The sequence below is a fragment of the Paenibacillus sp. RUD330 genome, from assembly GCF_002243345.2.
Taxonomy (GTDB): Bacteria; Bacillota; Bacilli; order Paenibacillales; family Paenibacillaceae; genus Paenibacillus_O.
The window spans coordinates 275,001-289,644 of record NZ_CP022655.2 but is presented as its reverse complement, the minus strand read 5'-3'; the positions used below and the strand labels follow the sequence as shown (position 1 = coordinate 289,644).

Annotated in this window: 13 protein-coding genes, 6 tRNA genes and 1 rRNA gene (1 of these 20 running past the window's edge); 2 read left to right on the top strand and 18 right to left on the bottom strand. The window is 58.4% G+C overall.

The window, feature by feature from the left end:
• Nucleotides 1-2 precede the first annotated feature (2 nt).
• The 9 genes from hisD to hprK form a co-directional block, all read right to left on the bottom strand.
• On the bottom strand, nucleotides 3-1,334 hold the full coding sequence (gene hisD, locus CIC07_RS01340) for a histidinol dehydrogenase (RefSeq protein WP_076359109.1): 1,332 nt from the start codon (nucleotides 1,332-1,334) through the stop codon (nucleotides 3-5).
• 77 nt (nucleotides 1,335-1,411) lie between these two features.
• Complete coding sequence (locus tag CIC07_RS01335; protein ID WP_076359110.1) at nucleotides 1,412-2,083, bottom strand: HAD family hydrolase; 672 nt, start codon at nucleotides 2,081-2,083, stop codon at nucleotides 1,412-1,414.
• A gap of 64 nt (nucleotides 2,084-2,147) precedes the next feature.
• A complete protein-coding gene (gene hisG, locus CIC07_RS01330) occupies nucleotides 2,148-2,801 on the bottom strand; it encodes an ATP phosphoribosyltransferase (RefSeq protein ID WP_076359111.1) in 654 nt (217 codons plus the stop codon).
• A complete protein-coding gene (locus CIC07_RS01325; RefSeq protein WP_083688619.1) occupies nucleotides 2,798-4,057 on the bottom strand; it encodes an ATP phosphoribosyltransferase regulatory subunit in 1,260 nt (419 codons plus the stop codon). The genes hisG and CIC07_RS01325 overlap by 4 nt, the downstream gene beginning before the upstream one ends.
• Before the next feature lie 298 nt (nucleotides 4,058-4,355).
• The gene (locus tag CIC07_RS01320; RefSeq protein WP_076359112.1) at nucleotides 4,356-5,489 is read right to left on the bottom strand and encodes a polysaccharide deacetylase family protein; all 1,134 of its coding nucleotides are present in this window, start codon (nucleotides 5,487-5,489) and stop codon (nucleotides 4,356-4,358) included.
• A 150-nt stretch (nucleotides 5,490-5,639) separates the two neighbouring features.
• Nucleotides 5,640-6,125, bottom strand: a complete 486-nt coding sequence (locus CIC07_RS01315; protein ID WP_076359113.1) for an acyltransferase — start codon at nucleotides 6,123-6,125, stop codon at nucleotides 5,640-5,642.
• Nucleotides 6,122-6,784: a pyrophosphatase PpaX gene (ppaX, locus tag CIC07_RS01310; RefSeq protein WP_076359114.1), complete on the bottom strand. Its 663-nt coding sequence runs from the start codon at nucleotides 6,782-6,784 to the stop codon at nucleotides 6,122-6,124. The genes CIC07_RS01315 and ppaX overlap by 4 nt, the downstream gene beginning before the upstream one ends.
• Nucleotides 6,753-7,781 carry a prolipoprotein diacylglyceryl transferase gene (gene lgt / locus CIC07_RS01305; protein WP_076359115.1) on the bottom strand — a complete coding sequence of 343 codons (1,029 nt, stop codon included), beginning with the start codon at nucleotides 7,779-7,781 and terminating at the stop codon, nucleotides 6,753-6,755. The genes ppaX and lgt overlap by 32 nt, the downstream gene beginning before the upstream one ends.
• Nucleotides 7,782-7,814: 33 nt before the next feature.
• Complete coding sequence (gene hprK / locus CIC07_RS01300) at nucleotides 7,815-8,753, bottom strand: HPr(Ser) kinase/phosphatase (protein WP_048748380.1); 939 nt, start codon at nucleotides 8,751-8,753, stop codon at nucleotides 7,815-7,817.
• Nucleotides 8,754-8,951: 198 nt separating this feature from the next.
• On the opposite strand from hprK, the gene nagZ reads away from it, so the two are divergent.
• Nucleotides 8,952-10,292 (top strand): beta-N-acetylhexosaminidase, encoded by a 1,341-nt coding sequence (gene nagZ / locus CIC07_RS01295; RefSeq protein WP_076359116.1) that lies wholly within the window; start codon nucleotides 8,952-8,954, stop codon nucleotides 10,290-10,292.
• A 137-nt stretch (nucleotides 10,293-10,429) separates the two neighbouring features.
• Here nagZ and CIC07_RS01290 read toward each other — a convergent pair whose 3' ends face one another.
• Entirely contained in the window at nucleotides 10,430-11,551 is a 1,122-nt protein-coding gene (locus CIC07_RS01290) for an ABC transporter ATP-binding protein (RefSeq protein WP_076359117.1), read from the bottom strand.
• A gap of 114 nt (nucleotides 11,552-11,665) precedes the next feature.
• Nucleotides 11,666-12,772: a PucR family transcriptional regulator gene (locus CIC07_RS01285; RefSeq protein WP_076359118.1), complete on the bottom strand. Its 1,107-nt coding sequence runs from the start codon at nucleotides 12,770-12,772 to the stop codon at nucleotides 11,666-11,668.
• Between the two features lie 65 nt (nucleotides 12,773-12,837).
• Here CIC07_RS01285 and CIC07_RS01280 point away from each other — a divergent pair, with 65 nt between their 5' ends.
• Nucleotides 12,838-13,116 (top strand): hypothetical protein, encoded by a 279-nt coding sequence (locus CIC07_RS01280; protein ID WP_094248307.1) that lies wholly within the window; start codon nucleotides 12,838-12,840, stop codon nucleotides 13,114-13,116.
• Here the strand turns inward: CIC07_RS01280 and CIC07_RS01275 are convergent.
• The 7 genes from CIC07_RS01275 to CIC07_RS01245 all read right to left on the bottom strand — a co-directional run.
• A tRNA-Lys gene (locus tag CIC07_RS01275) sits at nucleotides 13,107-13,179 on the bottom strand. The genes CIC07_RS01280 and CIC07_RS01275 overlap by 10 nt on opposite strands.
• Nucleotides 13,180-13,192: 13 nt before the next feature.
• Nucleotides 13,193-13,278: transfer RNA gene (locus tag CIC07_RS01270), tRNA-Tyr, on the bottom strand.
• A 44-nt stretch (nucleotides 13,279-13,322) separates the two neighbouring features.
• Nucleotides 13,323-13,398 (bottom strand) — tRNA-Phe (locus CIC07_RS01265).
• Between the two features lie 18 nt (nucleotides 13,399-13,416).
• Nucleotides 13,417-13,493 (bottom strand) — tRNA-Asp (locus tag CIC07_RS01260).
• 9 nt (nucleotides 13,494-13,502) lie between these two features.
• Nucleotides 13,503-13,578 (bottom strand) — tRNA-Val (locus tag CIC07_RS01255).
• Between the two features lie 5 nt (nucleotides 13,579-13,583).
• A tRNA-Met gene (locus tag CIC07_RS01250) sits at nucleotides 13,584-13,660 on the bottom strand.
• Nucleotides 13,661-13,805: 145 nt separating this feature from the next.
• Nucleotides 13,806-14,644: ribosomal RNA gene (locus CIC07_RS01245) — 23S ribosomal RNA — on the bottom strand (it continues 2,090 nt past the right edge of the window).

Sequence of the window (14,644 nt, the reverse complement as noted above, 5' to 3'; positions counted from 1 at the left end):
TCTTATTCCCTCTTTCCGTCCGTAGCTTGGTTCGCCGCTCCTGCGGCGGGTACGGCCTCCCGCTCCAACCGCACTTCGATCGCGCGGGCGTGGCCTTCCAGCCCTTCATGCCGAGCCAGCGTCATGATCGCTTGGCCGTCCCGCAGCAGCGCCTCGCGGCTGTACGAGATCAGGCTGGATTTTTTGATGAAGTCGTCCACATTGACGGGAGAGCTGAATCTCGCCGTGCCGTTGGTCGGAATGATATGGTTCGGTCCCGCGTAGTAATCGCCGACGGGCTCCGAGCTGTACGGCCCGAGGAAGATCGCTCCGGCATTCTCGATGGAGCCGAGCAGGGCCATCGGGTCGGCGGTCAGCACCTCCAAATGCTCAGGCGCGAGCCGGTTGACGATGTCCACGCCGGCTGCGATGGAATCGACCAGCAGGATGGCTCCATGCCGGTCGATCGACTCCCTCGCGATCGCAGCGCGCGGGAGCAGCGCCAGCTGGCGCTCCACCTCCGCTGCTGTCGCTTCGGCAAGCTCTCTCGACGGCGTGATGAGAATGCTCGACGCCATCTCGTCATGCTCCGCCTGCGACAGCAGGTCGGCTGCGACATACGCCGGCTCGGCCGTATCGTCGGCCAGCACCGCGATTTCGCTCGGCCCGGCTATGCTGTCGATATCGACGGCGCCATAGACGGCGCGTTTGGCGAGGGCGACGTAGATGTTTCCGGGACCGCAGATTTTGTCCACCGGCGGGATGCTCTCCGTTCCGTAGGCAAGCGCGGCGATCGCCTGCGCTCCGCCGACGCGGTACATCTCCTTGACGCCGGCTTCGGCTGCCGCAACGAGGATGTACGGGTCGACGCCCGCTTTGCCTCCCGTCGCCGGAGGCGTGACCATGACGATCTCGGGAACGCCGGCGACCTGCGCCGGGATGACGTTCATCAGCACGGAAGAAGGATAGGCGGCTTTGCCTCCCGGCACGTATACGCCTACCCGCTTCAAGGGGCGCAGCACTTGGCCCAGCACGGTGCCGTCCGGCTGCACATCCATCCAGGACTGGCGCCGCTGGCGCTCATGGTAGCGGCGGATATTCGCAGCCGCGCCGCGGATGGCGTCCAGGAAATCCGGCTCCACCCAGCTGTAGGCGGACTGGATCTCCTCCTCCGTCACCCGCAGGTCCGACGCCGAGAGAGACACGCCGTCGTATTTTTCCGTCAGCTCCAGCAGCGCCTCGTCGCCGCGTGTCCGGAGGGCTTCCACCGTGCTCCGCACCGACTCATTCTGTTCCGGGGTTCCATATTCCACTTCCCGGGTCAACTTGAACTGCTCCGCCCGCATGATGCGCATGCAGCCTCCCCCTTTCGATCGTTGTCGCATTATCGAGATGTTTTGCGCCTCAAGCCCTGCCGGAAGCGGATCTCCTCCTAGCGCTGCGGCTCCAGACGCTCCAAAAGCAAATCCAGCGTCAGATCCGCCATGGACTCCAGCTGCAGGTCGGCTCCGCTGAACGTCAAATGCCGCGTGACGGAGTTCGGAATCACGACCGTCCGCATGCCGGCAGCGCGGGCGGCCGTGAAGCCGTTGAGCGAATCCTCGAACGATACCGCCTCATGCCCCTGGACGCCAAGCTCCGTCAGCGAGGCGAGGTAGAGCTCGGGATCCGGCTTGATCTGCTTCACTTTATCCTTCGTCTGGAAAGAGTCGAAGCGATCCAACAGTCCATGCCTCGCCAGCAAAGGCTCGATCCAGCCCCAGGAGGAGCTGGAGGCCAGGCCGACGGCAAGCCCCAGCTCGCGGGCGCGCGCCAAATTCTCCCGGACTCCCGGCAGGATGGAGGATTCCCGGACGATGGCCGAATAGATCTCCTTGTACCGGGTTTCGATGAGCTCCCTCTCCAGCGGCTTGCCCAGAATCTCTTCCAGATAAGCATAAGGGTCGAAAGCCGCAAAGGACGTTCCGACGCACCGGGCGTACATTTCCAGCGGAAGCTCTGCTCCATGCTCGCGGTATACCCGATTGAACGCCTCGTAGGAAGGCGTCTCCGTATCCAGAATCAGCCCGTCAAAATCGAAGACCACTGCCTTAATCGCCGTCATCGCCATTCCTCCGTCTGAATCGGTCCCGTGAAGGCTTCTTGGACCGCCGATTCTCATCTGATCTCTACGCCTTTGCGCCCAATGCCGCCTGAAGACGATCGCAAAGGCTCTGGATCGCATCGTTCTTCATGCGGTAGCTGACGCGGTTGGCGATCAGCCTGCTCGTGATGCTGAAGATTTCTTCCATCTCCACAAGCCCGTTGTCGCGCAGCGTCTGCCCGGTCTCCACCATGTCGACGATCCGGTCGGCAAGGCCGATCAGAGGAGCCAGCTCGATGGAGCCGTTCAGCTTGATGACCTCGACCTGCTGCCCGCGCTCCCGGAAATACTGGGAGGCTACCGCAGGATATTTCGTCGCGACGCGCGGATTGATGACCGGCTTCCAGTCCGGCAGCCCGATGACCGACATGCGGCAGCGGGCGATACCCAGATCGAGCAGCTCGTAGACGTCCTTGTTTTCCTCCATCAGCACGTCCTTGCCGACGACACCGATATCAGCGACTCCATATTCCACATACGTCGGCACATCGACCGGCTTGGCCATGATGAATTCCATGCGCGCCTCCGGCACTTCGACGATCAGCTTCCTCGATTCGTCGACCTCTTCGTTGATAAGGAGGCCCGCTTCCCGGAACAGCCGGGAGGCTTGCTTGTAAATGCGTCCTTTCGGCATTGCGACCTTGAGAATATCGCCATCTGCCCTGCCGTCCGTCCTCATCGCCCGTCTCCCTCCTCTTGGTTCCCGTCAAAGAAGGGCAGGAACGTCCCATACACCAAGCCGCCATATTTCACGGACTCGCCGTCGGCAAGACGCAGGGCGTTGCGCTCCGGCTCTTCGCTGCCCTGGGCTTCGCCATGGCGGATTCCCGGAGCCTCCATGCAGGCCGTCACGACTGCCGCTCCTTGCCCTCTCAGCCGGATCGCTTCGGCCAGAGCGCGCTCGCGCCCCTTGCCGTCATATCCGATCAGAATCCGGCGCGGAGCCTCCTGCTCCTCGCCGACCAGCTCCAGCACCCGGGTCGTCTTGACAGCGAAGCCGGTTGCCGGCGCCGGGCGCCCGAACTGCTGGAGGAGGTTGTCGTACCGCCCGCCTCCGACGACGGGAAATCCGAGATCCGCCGCATAACCCTCGAAGGTCATGCCCGTATAATACGAGAAATCTCCGATCATCGTCAGATCGATCAGCACATGCTCGCTTACGCCGTACGCCTCCAGCACATCCCATATCTCGCACAGATGGCGAATCGACTCTTGGGCCGTGGCGTTCGGGGTCAGGCTCATCGCCTGCGTGCAGATTTCCTGGCCGCCGCGAAGGCGGAGCAGCCCCTTCAGCTCCTGCTGGACCTGCTCGGTCAGCCCCAATCTTCCAAGCTGGTCCCGATACCCGACATGATCCCGGTTGAGCAGATAATCCTTGAGCTTGCCCTGGCATTCCGTCCGTCCCGGCAGCAGCTCTTCCAGCAATCCGTTCAGAAAGCCCACATGGCCGACCGCGATGCGGAATTTCTCTACCCCCGCGGCTTGTAGGGAGGCGATCGCAAGGGCGATGACCTCGGCATCCGCTTCTGCCGACGCGTCTCCGACCAGCTCGACGCCGGTCTGGAAAAACTCCGCATCCCGTCCCGCTTCGTTCTCGAACGCGCGGAATACGCTGGAATGATAGGAAAGGCGCAGCGGAAACGGCTGATCCCGCAGCAGAGAGGATACGACACGCGCGATCGGCGCGGTCATATCGGAACGAAGCACGAGCGTCGTGCCGCGGTTGTTCAGCAGCTTGAACAGCCGCTGATCGGACGTCGAGCTGGCGACGCCTACAGTATCGTAATATTCCAGCGTAGGGGTCATGATCTGATCGTAGCCCCATCGTTCCATGCAGCTCAGCACGCTGCTTTCGATCTGCCTGAGCTTGGATACGGCATGGGGGAGATAGTCCTTGACGCCTACCGGCTTTTCAAAAACTTTTGGTTTGGACATCGGTTTGGTCTCCTAATATAAACAGACGCTTGAAGCGAGCGGCTTCAAGCGTTCGCTTTAGTAAGTTAATGTGCTACCAAGTTACCATACTGCCAAAGTAAAGGTATTTGTAATCCTATCATGATTCGGTCTCTCCCGTCAACCGGACACGAGCCGCCAGAACCGCCTTGCTTGCGGGTTCGGGCGGCTCGTGCCATACCGTATGAGAGTGAAAGGAAGCCGTCCTTAGGAGGACCGCAGAGATCGCCATGGGCTGGCTCCGGTTCACCGGGGATGACGACAGCTCGTTGATTGGCTCTTAAGATGGTTCCGCCGGAAGCTGAGGCAGCTTCTTGCGGCGCAGAACGACGACCTCCCAAGCCGACCGCAGCCATAGGGCGCCGACAAACATGACAAGCAGAGGAAGCGCGAGCAGCAGGTAGGCCCGATCCGGGGGCTGATAGCGATTGTGGCCGATCAGACGGGGAGCCTGCTTCATGAGCTCGATCTGCAGCTCGGGATCGTTCTCCGCTCCGCCGGCATTGAGCCGGAATCCGTTCCCTCTCCCCGGACCGTTCATGCCCGGCTTCACCGTCAACGTCACGTTGATGCCGAGCTCCTTGCATGTGCGGAGCAGCGGCCGCGAGAAAGCTCCGTATGGAAAGGCGAGCACATCGTTGCGCACGCCGAGTTCCTTCTGCAGCTTCCGATTGGCGTGGTCCAGGTCGGCGCGGATGCGGCTTTCGTATTCTTTCTCGGTCTCGCGTCGGCCAAGGTCGCTCCGGTACACCCTTCCGGCCAGAAGAGGCACCAGCTTGTTTCCCTTCGCATTCTCCGGCGCATAGGCATGGGAATCGTACGTATGGCTGTAAAAATCCATTCCATGCTTGCGCATGGCTTTCATCTGTTCCCAGGTCAGCTTCGGCACGCCGGCATGCTTGGGGTTTCCGATCGTGCCGGCGATGACGAAGTTGGTCGCGGTCAGCCGGTTCTTGAGCAGGACGGGATATGCATACCGATAAAAGGATTCGTAGCCGTCATCGAACGTAAGCAGCACCGCGTTGTCGGGCACCGGCTTGCGCTTTAGGATGAAGGCCTTGTATTCATCCATGCTGATGACATGGAAGTTGTTTTCGCGCATCAGGTCGAGCTGCCGCTCCAGCTTGTCCAAGGCCAGCGCCTTCGTGTCGGAAGGGGTCGGCTGCACGTCATGGTACATCAGGACAATGACTTTATTGCGATAATAGATGCCCTTGGGCGTTCGTTCTCCGGGCTTCAGATCCTTGTATTCCCCTCCGGCTTCCTCCTCGCTCATCGCAGGGGCTTCCGACAGCAGGCGCTTGACGGCCGGGAAGTGTTCCCGGTAGCGAACGGCAGCCGCGCCGGCAGCCGTCAGGCACAGGACGAAGGCCAGGACAGCCGACAGCAGCCAAAACCGCTTGACGGTACTCAATCGCGTTCTCTCCTTGCAGGTTGGACTGGCATATTCAATAGAGGCCAATCCTGTAAACGAGTCCTGTCCGCAAAAAGTTGCCTCGGCTTCCCGTCTTCCATCCTAGATATGTCCTGCTTATGCCCGGTCTATGCCTGTCTATGTCCGGCTTCAATCCTGTTCGCGGATGATCCGGAACGGATTCCCCCCAACGAATGCGCCGGCAGGCACATCCCGATGGACCAGGGAACCGGCGGCGACGACAGCGCCGTCGCCGATCGTCACTCCGGGGAGGATCGTCGTATTGGCTCCGATCATGACGTTGGAGCCGATCACGACATCTCCCAGCCGGTATTCATGGATCAAATATTCGTGGGTCAGGATGGTCGTATTGTAGCCGATGATGCAGTTGTCCCCCACTGTGATCCGCTCGGGAAAAAAGACATCCACCATGACCATGAGCGCGAACGACGTCGTCTTGCCGACCCGCATGCCGAGAATCCGGCGATAGATCCAGTTTTTGACCGGCAGGGAGGGGCAATAGCGGGAGATCTGGATGGCGGCGAAGTTGCGAACCGCCTTGAATCGGCTTACCGTCCGGTATACCTGCCACAGCGCATTCGGCCCTTCGGTCGGATAACGCTCGACATTCCTCACCGGGCCTCCTGCTCCAATCCGAGCAGGGCATACAGATCCCTCATGTCCTGAAGCACATGGGCGGCGCCGTATTGACGCAGCAGCTCCTCGCCCTTGAGGGACCAGGCGACGCCGACCGGCACTGCTCCCGCCTCCAGAGCGGACTGGATGTCCACGGTGCTGTCGCCGACCATCATCGTCTCCTCCGGCTTCGCTCCCAGCATCTCCATGGCGCGCAGGACCGGCTCCGGGTGCGGCTTCGGGTTGTCTACGTCATCCAGCGTGACGATGGCATCCATATAGTCCAGCAGTCCCGTCAGGCGAAGCCCTTTTTCCGTGGACATGCGGATCTTCGTCGTGACGACGCCAAGCTTGAAGCCCGCGGCCTTGAGCCGCTCCAGCACCTCGGCCGTATGGGGGAACGGCACGACGAGATCGTCATGCAGCTTCATGTTCATTTCCCGGTACAGGGAAATGAGATGCGAGGTTTCTTCCTGGCCGGAGAAATGCTTCATCTGGTCGACCAGAGTAAGGCCCATATATGGAATCATCTGCTCCCTCCCGAAGTCTGCGGGGACAACTCCCTGCAGCGCGTGGAGGAAGGAGCGCATGATCAATTCATTCGTGTCGAGAATGGTGCCGTCCAAGTCAAACAGTAGGTTTTGTATGGGCGTTTTCATCGTGATGATTCTCCTTTGCTGCTTCGGAAACGGGCTGTGCCTCCTGCGGCTCCACGCCGGCGGGAAGTCCGGTCTTGCGGTTGATGACCGGGTCGGAATACCGCTCCGCGGCAAGTCCTGTCGAGCGGCGGACGATGATCATGACGATGCAGAACAGGATGGCGAGAACGGCGATCAGCTGAGAGCTGCGGACATTGCCATAGGCCGGATCCAGATAGCCCGGTTCGAACAGGATCTTCATCGGGGACCAAAGACCGTTCATCAGGGATTCGAGCCAAGCGGGACCTGCGAAGGCAAGGCTGTCCGTACGCAGCCCCTCAATGAAGAAGCGGCCGATCGAGTACCAGATCAGATAGGTGAAGAACATTTCTCCGGCGCGGACCCAGGGACGGCGGCGAAGGACAAAGATAAGCAGGATGCCGATGATGTTCCATACCGATTCGTACAGGAAAGTCGGATGATGGAACTGTCCGGTGCTTTCCACATACATCTGGTCCACGATCCAGTCCGGCAGATGCAGCTCGCCGCTCAGGAACCGGCGCGTGACGGGACCGCCATAGGCTTCCTGGTTGACGAAGTTGCCCCAGCGGCCGATAATCTGGCCGATCAGCAGAGACGGGGCGCATATATCGACGATGCGCCAGAAATTGAGGCCTTTGCGGCGCACATAGAAGATCGCGCAGATAATGGCGCCGATCAAGGCGCCGTAGATAGCGATGCCGCCGTTCCAGATCGCCAGGATCTCGCCTGGATGCTGGCGGTAATAATCCCATTTGAACAGGACGAAGTAGGCGCGGGCCGCTATGATCGCGGATGGGACCCCGAGCAGCAGCAGGTCCATGAAGAAATCGGACGAGATGCCGAAGCGCTTGCCCTCCCGGATCGCCAGCACCAGTCCCATCAACGCCCCCAGTCCGAGAATGATTCCATACCAGTGGACCGTTATCGGTCCAAGCTCGAAGGCTATGGGATTGATACGAAGAGAATATTCCGTCATCGTTGCCGACCTCTTTCCATAGGAAGATTGCCCTTATTCATAGTCGTCCATGTCATCTGCGATCGTTTCAGTAAGCTTGTTCGTGAACTGCAGCGCGGCGTTGTATCCCATCCGCTTCAAGCGGTAGTTCATCGCGGCGACCTCGATGATGACGGCAAGGTTGCGTCCAGGGCGGACGGGAACCGTCACGAGCGGAACATCCGTCTCGATGATGCGGGTCGTCTCCTCGTCCAGGCCGAGACGGTCGTACTGCTTCTCCGGCTGCCAGTTCTCGAGCTTGATGACCACGCTGATGCGCTTGTTGTTGCGGATGGCGCCCGCGCCGAACAGCGTCATCACATTGATGATGCCGAGACCCCGAATCTCCAGCAGATGCCGGATCAGCTCCGGAGCCGTTCCGTGCAGCTGCCCGTCCGATGTTTGCCTGATCTCGACGGCATCGTCCGCGACAAGCCGGTGGCCGCGCTTCACGAGCTCGAGCGCCGTCTCGCTTTTGCCGATGCCGCTGCCGCCTGTAATGAGGATGCCCATGCCGTACACATCCACGAGGACGCCATGGATCGTCGTTGTCGGCGCAAGCCGGCGCTCCAGGAAGTTGGTCAGGCGGCTGGAGAAGATCGTCGTTGATATCTGGCTTCGCAGCACCGGAATATGCTTCTCCGCCGCTTGCTCGATCAGCTCGAGCGGCGGTTCCAATCCGCGGGTGAGCATGATGCATGGCGTCTCATCGTTGCACAGCTTTTCCAGTCTTTCCTTGCGTTCCCGGCTGTCCAGCGTCTGGATGAACGCCAATTCCGTCTTGCCGAGCAATTGAACCCGCTCTTTCGGGTAATAATGGAAATAGCCGGCCATCTCCAGCGCAGGCCGGTACAGATCGTCGGTCGTTATGATTCGCTGCATGCCGTCCTCTCCTGCCAGAATCTCCAGTTGAAACGGCTGCACCAATTCGGATACCTTGACTTTTTTAGCCATGAGGGCCCTCCTGTATGTCTCCCTGTTCCAGGGCATATGTACGTTGCTTGCGGGCGATTCGTAGAGCCTTCTGCCTATTAGTTCCATCCTAAAGGAAAACGGGCATCAGCGCAACGTAGCGCGCGTCCACAACATTTACGCGATCCATTGCGTCTATTACAATGGATAAAGCAGACTACCGTCAAGCGAGGTGGAAAAATGCGCTCCAAACGAAATCAACGCGGAAGCCGGAGCCGTTTCGTCCGGCCCGCTCTCATTGCCGTTGCCCTTGCGGCTGCAGCTGCCGGCTCGGCATGGTCCGAGTACAGCCCCTCCCATCCAAGCTTCGCCTCGACGGCCGGACTGCAGCCTGCCGCGGCTGCGCCGGCCAAGATCCGGGCTGTGGACGAGTCGACCGTTTCCTGGCCGCCCGTAGCAGGCTTGACGAATGCCCAAAGCCAGGACATCGCCAGACGGATCGCATCCATGAGCACAGAGGAAAAGGTTGGACAATTGGTCATCGCAGGCGTGGAAGGAATCAAGCCGGACAAAGAAGCCGAAACGCTGGTCCGGGACTACCGCGTCGGGGGATTCATCCTTTTCCGTGACAATATGAAGACTCTGCAAGGAACCGTCGATTTTCTCAATAGCCTCAAGGCTCTGAACAAGGCGGCAGGAAATCTCCCGCTTATGCTCGGAGTCGATGAAGAAGGCGGCAAAGTAACCCGGATGCCGGCATCGGTAGAGAAAATACCGAGCAGCGGCATCATCGGCCAGTCAGGCAATGCCGCATACGCACGCGATGTCAGCCAATTGCTGGCAAGGAGAGTCAAAGCATTCGGCTTCTCCGTGGACTTTGCTCCCGTGCTCGACGTCAACAGCAATCCCGACAATCCGGTCATCGGCGACCGCTCTTACGGCAGCAACCCTCAGCTTGTATCCAAGCTTGGGACTGCCGCCATGCTGGGATTCAAGAAGGAGGGCATCCTCGGCGTCCTCAAGCATTTTCCGGGTCATGGAGATACTTCCGTCGATTCCCACAAGCAGCTTCCTGTCACCGGCAACGGTTTGAGCAGGCTGCAGGAGGTGGAGCTTCCTCCGTTCCAGGCCGCAATCGACCAGGGAGCGGACGCCGTGATGGTTGCCCATATTCTGCTGCCCAAGCTGGACGCCGAGTACCCGGCTTCGATGTCCAAGCCTGTCATTACCGGACTGCTGCGGGATAAGATGAAATTCAACGGCCTTGTGTTCAGCGACGATCTGACCATGGGGGCCATCCTGGAAAACTATGATGTCGGAGATGCGGCCGTCCGAACCATATCGGCCGGCGGAGATATCGTCATCGTCTCGCATGGCAACGACAATATCATCCATGTGCTGCAGAAGCTTCGGAAGGCTGCTGCCGACGGATCGATCACCGCCTCGCGGCTCAACGAAAGCGTCTACCGCATTATGGCTCGCAAGCTCCAATACCAGATGACAGACGGCAAGATAAGCTCCATTTCGGTCGATCAGCTCAATAGGGATGCACTCAAGGTGCTTGATGCCTATCGGAAGTAAGTCCGTTTGCTCTTTTAGAAAGCAGCTTCATGACAACGGGGACAGGGCCAATCGGCAAAAGTCGGCTGGCCTGGCCCCATAGGCAAAAAGGCTGCCGATCATGTTCCCATGATCGGCAGCCTTTTTTTATTGTAGGATTAGTTCTCGAACAGGTTCAGCTCAGTCGCTTTGTCGAAGACATGGACTTTGTTCATATCCAGAGCGAGCTTGACGCTCGTGCCGTCACGCATGCCGGAACGTCCGTCAACGCGGGCGATAACTGTATCGTTGCCGATTCCGTTCAGGTACAGGTACATTTCGTGGCCAAGGTTCTCCGCCACTTCGATGTTGGCGTTGACGATGCTGTTAGGCGAAGCTTCCAGGAAGACCGGCTCTTCGTGCAGGTCCTCAGGACGAACACCCAGAACGACTTCTTTGCCTACGAAGCCCTTGTCGCGCAGGACGTTGGCTTTGCCTTCTGGAAGGACAACATCCACACCCGCAGCCTTGAAGCGCATCGCGCCGCCTGCTTCGCTCAGCGTACCGGTGATGAAGTTCATCGCTGGCGCGCCGATGAATCCGGCAACGAAGATGTTCAGCGGGTGGTTGTAAAGCTCATCCGGGCTTGCGTTTTGCTGAATGAGGCCGTCCTTCATGACAACGATGCGGTCGCCCATGGTCATGGCTTCGATCTGGTCATGCGTTACGTAGATCGTCGTCGTTTCCAGACGTTTCGTCAGCTTGCTGATCTCAGCGCGCATTTGGCCGCGGAGCTTGGCGTCAAGGTTGGAAAGCGGTTCGTCCATCAGGAACACTTGCGGTTCGCGGACGATAGCGCGGCCCAGGGCGACACGCTGGCGTTGGCCGCCGGAGAGTGCTTTCGGCTTGCGCTCCAGAAGATGCTCGATATCAAGAATTTTTGCCGCTTCGCGAACGCGCTTATCGATGTCGGCTTTTTTGAACTTGCGCAGCTTCAGGCCGAAAGCCATGTTCTGGTACACGTTCATGTGCGGGTACAGGGCGTAGGATTGGAATACCATCGCGATGTCGCGGTCTTTAGGGGCGACATCGTTCACAAGGCGATCGCCGATGAACAGCTTGCCTTCGGAGATTTCCTCCAGACCAGCGATCATGCGGAGCGTCGTGGATTTGCCGCAGCCGGAAGGACCGACCAGGACGAGGAATTCCTTATCCTTGATGTCCAGGTTGATGTCTTTTACCGATGCGTTGTCGGATCCAGGGTATTTCTTGTAAACATGTTCTAAACGTACGCCTGCCATGTTTGTTTCCCCCTATGTGAGTGAGTAGGTGATACCTCTACGGTTGAATGATCTTATGAATCTATATTAACCGAAGATGTAAGCGTATGACTATGCACAAACCCTACAAAAAAACTAAGGTCTTTTCGTGACTTTATCCAATAGCAGAATGATCTTGACCATGACGGCGTCCCGGAAGAGCCTGACGTCCAGTCCCGTTTCCTGCTTCAGCTTGTCCAATCGGTAAAGAAGGGTATTCCGGTGGATATACAGCTTCTTCGCCGTCTCGCTTACATTGCAGTCCAAGGCGAAGAACGTCTCCAGCGTCGTGAGGATTTCCGGCTCCATGTAATAATCCGACCGGCTGAGCGTCTGCTCGATGAACTTGCTGCGCTCCCGTTCCGGGATGGAGCTGAGTAAGCTCTCGAGATGCAGCTGCCAAGGCAGATGGAGGTTCGAGCCGACATGGAACCGTCTTCCCAGCTCCACCGTCTCCTTCAGCAGAGCCGCGCTGTCGACAAGCGACTTCAGGGGCTGCATCGGCAGCGACAGCGCAAGATGGCATTCGCCCAGCCATTCGCTCGCCAGCATCTCATGAAGGCCGAGGCCGATGGACTTCAGGCTTTCTTCCTCCGATTCGTCCTCTTCGGTTCCTTCCAGCTGGGAATCCCTGAGCAGGGATACCGGACTGAGAATAAGCCATTCGTTGCGCTGAAGCGGAATCAGGAGCACTTCCTCCGGGAAGAAAGACAAGAGCAGCTTCTCCAGCTCACTGTAGGAATCGTCGGCTGCTCCGGGATACTCCCGCACGAGCAGAATCGGAATCATCTCGGCATACAGCCGGCCTCCCTCGGCAAGCGATGCCGGCAGCGGATCATGTCTCGAGCTGTCCAGCTGCCCATTGATCCAGCGGCCCAGTTCGGCTGCGGTCTTCTCCATGCCCGTCGCCGGCTTGACGTTCCAGGCACGATCCGGCCTGGCGTATTTCAGCGTCAAGCGAAGAAGCCGAATCTCGGTTTCCGATAGAGGCTCCGTGCGGTTGATCTCCAGGCATTCGACCTTCATCCCGTCTCCAGCCAGCCTCACCAATAATCGATCCTTGTCTACAATCCAATTACCGTTCTGCTCCGCCTTGATGCCGCCGCCTGCCATGTCCCGCCACTGCGCCGCGGAGAACTGGCGAATATCGAGATCCGTCCCTAGAATGCCGCGCAGCTCTTCCAGCCACTCTCCTGATGCCATCGTATGTCCCGCCTCCTGCGCACCAGCCCTTGCAAGCCGTATGCATCCATATAAGCAAGTTTACCATGAAGGCATTCCTGCCCGCCAACCTCGGCGCCGGCCGGAGCATGATTGCGATATTGAAATTGCCGGATTTCGGTTCACATCAGCCAACCCGTAAGATTGAGTTCAGCTCGGCTGACTTGCAGTTACCATCAAGCAGCTTTGGTTATAGCATCAAGCAGCTTTGCGAATACCATCAGCCAGCCAGAAATGCCGGTTCCATTTTTCGGTTGAAAAACAAAAAAACACAGACAGCGTCTGTGCTTGGAATGTTCAATTATTGGGGAAGAAGTGAGCCATGAAGGACTCGAACCTTCGACACCCTGATTAAAAGTCAGGTGCTCTACCAACTGAGCTAATGGCTCTTAAAAAATGAAGTGGTGGAGGGCGATGGATTCGAACCACCGAACTCGTCAGAGAACAGATTTACAGTCTGCTGCGTTTGGCCACTTCGCTAGCCCTCCACAATTGCTCTAAGATGCGCCTTATAGCTCACTTAGAAAACCAATGGTGGCTTGGGACGGAATCGAACCGCCGACACAAGGATTTTCAGTCCTTTGCTCTACCAACTGAGCTACCAAGCCTTGCTTACATAAAAAAAATGGCGGAGCTGACGGGATTCGAACCCGCGGTCTCCTGCGTGACAGGCAGGCATGTTAGGCCTCTACACCACAGCTCCAAGACAATATGGTGGAAGCTGAGGGGATCGAACCCCCGACCCTCTGCTTGTAAGGCAGATGCTCTCCCAGCTGAGCTAAGCTTCCATATGTGGTAGCGGCGAAGGGAATCGAACCCCCGACCTCACGGGTATGAACCGTACGCTCTAGCCAGCTGAGCTACACCGCCACATTTTTCAGGTAAGGCATCGCCAAATGCCCAAACAATTTTTCCCGCTTCAATGTACTTGACACTGGAAGCGCGAGGCAATTGCGCCCTGAAAACTGGATCGAACCAATAGGATGGATGCTGAGTCCATTTGCTTTTCTTACCATAGGATAAGCCCTCGACCGATTAGTATTCGTCAGCTGCACGCATTGCTGCGCTTCCACCCCGAACCTATCAACCTGGTCGTCTACCAGGGGTCTTACATACTGGGAAATCTCATCTTGAGGGGGGCTTCGCGCTTAGATGCTTTCAGCGCTTATCCCGTCCGTACGTAGCTACCCAGCGGTGCTCCTGGCGGAACAACTGGTACACCAGCGGTACGTCCATCCCGGTCCTCTCGTACTAAGGACAGCTCCTCTCAAATTTCCTGCGCCCACGACAGATAGGGACCGAACTGTCTCACGACGTTCTGAACCCAGCTCGCGTACCGCTTTAATGGGCGAACAGCCCAACCCTTGGGACCTACTTCAGCCCCAGGATGCGATGAGCCGACATCGAGGTGCCAAACCTCCCCGTCGATGTGGACTCTTGGGGGAGATAAGCCTGTTATCCCCAGGGTAGCTTTTATCCGTTGAGCGATGGCCCTTCCATTCGGTACCACCGGATCACTAAGCCCGACTTTCGTCCCTGCTCGACTTGTAGGTCTCGCAGTCAAGCTCCCTTATGCCTTTGCACGCTGCGAATGATTTCCAACCATTCTGAGGGAACCTTTGGGCGCCTCCGTTACATTTTAGGAGGCGACCGCCCCAGTCAAACTGCCCGCCTGACACGGTCCCTGTACCGGTTTCACGGTACCAGGTTAGAACTCCGATACGATCAGGGTGGTATCCCAACGGTGCCTCCACCGAAGCTGGCGCTCCGGCTTCTTAGGCTCCCACCTATCCTGTACAGATCGTACCAAAGTCCAATATCAAGCTGCAGTAAAGCTCCATGGGGTCTTTCCGT